Source organism: Providencia sp. UF-224, assembly GCF_058245955.1.
Genome location: NZ_JBSICC010000069.1, coordinates 1 through 2,497, shown reverse-complemented (window position 1 = coordinate 2,497; position 2,497 = coordinate 1). Strand labels below are relative to the sequence as shown.

Genomic DNA, 2,497 nt, shown 5'->3' with positions numbered 1-2,497 from the left:
GCGAACGGGCACCAATTTAGGTAATTGACCTAAAAATTTTGGCGCGTAATGTCGATGGATTTTGCTCGGAGAACAAGGGTTTGTAGGTATTGAGATCCCATTAGACATGTCTCTCCGCACTTATGTTGTACGGAAGGAGTTGAATTTTTTTGCGCATAATTCTATACTCCCCGCTAGGAGTACAACAATACCCCTAGCGGAATTGCTCTGATGACCCCTGATAATCTTTCCTCGCACCGCCAAGTATGAAGAAGATTACAGGGGTTTTCTATTTGGGTTCACAGCACGTATTTGTGTGTTACATCCCATCTCTTGCCACCTTTCGGCGTGGCGACCACAAAATTCGCATCAATTGTCGGCTAATTTAGCATTCTATGCGCATTCAAGCAACGTCCCCACGATAAAGACGCGATTTATTCACAAAATTTGTGATAAAACTTGAGGTTCGACGCGAGAGAAAACTAAAAGAAACTGGCGGATATCGCCGACAATACGGGTTAAAACAGAAATAACAGGGGCTTAGTCACCAAATTCGCGGTCACGGAATTTTTCCATCACGATTTCACGTTCCTGTTGGCGCAAAACCTCCCGTTGTTGTTGCTGATGTTGCCGCTCAAGTTGAACAGCTTTTTCAACCACACTGGCTTTCGCCTCCATCAAGTCATGTTCGCCTTTAAGCAAGCTGTCACGCTCTTGGGCCATGACCCGCCGAAGTTCGTCCTCGTTGAGCTCGGGAGCCTTGGTTTCGTTGTTCGCTTGCTGACGCAAGGCAGCTTCGGCCTCTTTTAAGGCTTTATCAATCGCCTGCTCTTCGGGCGTTTGCAGGATTTTAGGGTCACCGTCTGCTTTATCGGTTTGCGCGGTATTCGGATTCGCATAGGCGTTATCCACTTCCCCTTGCGTGATTTTCTCAATCATGGCCGTGTGTAAACGTTCATCGGGATTGAGTTGCACCACCACGCCCTGTTCAGGTTGCTGCGCCATCGTCTCAAAGGCCGACTCTAGACTGTTCACAATGACGGTTTGCCCGTTTTGACTGGGTTTGACGACAATAAATTGCGCCTGTTCGCTCCCCAGTAAACGCCCTTCCACACGGAGTCCCTGCAATTTATCCCCTTCAAGTTCAATCGCTTGTAGCATCGTACCTTGAGACTTGCCGTGTTCATCAAACACAGGCCACGCCACATGCGGTTCAGGATGCTTAGTGGACGGGTAAACAAACTTTCCTTCGTGTGACTCGCCTAATCCCATTTGGCGACTTAATGCTCGACCAATCGCCGTATCATTAAGGGGTTTCGCATGGTCAAACAATTGATTGCCGACTTTAGCCGCGCGGTCTTGTTCGGCTAACAACACATCGTGGGCCGTCTTCCGGTTGCCGGGGTTCTCAATGGCTTTTGTCCATTTATCCAAGTCATCACTGTAGGTTTGCACATGCGCTTTAGTACGAGATAAAGCCACATAAGCATCACGCAAGGTGGCTAGCATACGCCGCCCTGATTCGACACCTCCGAGGACAATCACATACAGACTACTTGCTCCTTGGGCTTGGTGTGCGGTACCCGCATAGCCGTAATCCAGATGTTGGTCTGTCAATTCGCTATTCGGGTTAAGTACGCGAGATTCATCGCCCTTAGTAAGAGTGATTTGCCCGTTGCCATTGACTTCGCTGACGGTCCAATCGCTGTTCATCACGCGCCCGCGCTCTTTGTCTGTGCGGGTAAAATTGATTTTTTCACCGGCTGCGATATGGCGCATTTCTTGGCGGTAAATACCAATATCCAGCAAGCTACTTTCAAAGGCCGAGAGCAAATGCCCTTTCCCTTGTTCATCAACCAGAGTCACAACCCCGTCATTTACTCCCTCATGGGTCACTTCAATCCGATAATATTGCTCTTGGATGAGCGCCACTTTACCGGCATGCTTTGCCAGCCCTGAGGTTGATAATAACGCTTCTGTACGGGTGCTTTCACGCACCAATACCGGCACGTCTTTTCCCCCTTGTAATTGTCCTTGCTCGACTAGGATTTGATGAATACCGCGGTTAAGTTCATCTTTATCGCGGTTAGTTTGCACCACAATCAGTGTCTCTTTTTGGGCTTCAGGCGTTCGCCCACGATAATCATCAAGGATATGGGTGATGACCTTATCGCCTGAATCTATCACCGACTGTTCGGGTGATTCCGCCCCCGCTCGACGCGGCACCACATCGGGCGTCACGCGATTCATCGTATCCATAGCAGTTTGAACCTGACCCGCGATGATGGCTTCAATGGCAGGACGAAGCTCGGGTCTTTGCCGCACGATTTCTTTTATAATGGCAGTTTCAAGGGCTGAACGGTCTTGCGCGAGGGAAAACGGTGTACCACTATCCACCGACAATAACTGCGCCCTATCCCCTGAAATTGGCGCTCGCCCGCCACCGCGCCCAATCACGTCTAACACCTCAGTCATAATTTTGTTACCGACCATCGAACCTTCGTCCACTAAAAAGAGG

At 49.6% G+C, this 2,497-nt stretch carries 1 protein-coding gene; it reads right to left on the bottom strand.

Features of this window, described 5'->3' with window-relative positions; all coding sequences use genetic code 11:
• Positions 1–519: 519 nt before the first annotated feature.
• The coding region (locus AC4IFO_RS22735) for a conjugative transfer relaxase/helicase TraI domain-containing protein (RefSeq protein ID WP_490737814.1) at positions 520–2,497 on the bottom strand (1,978 nt) is incomplete at its 5' end.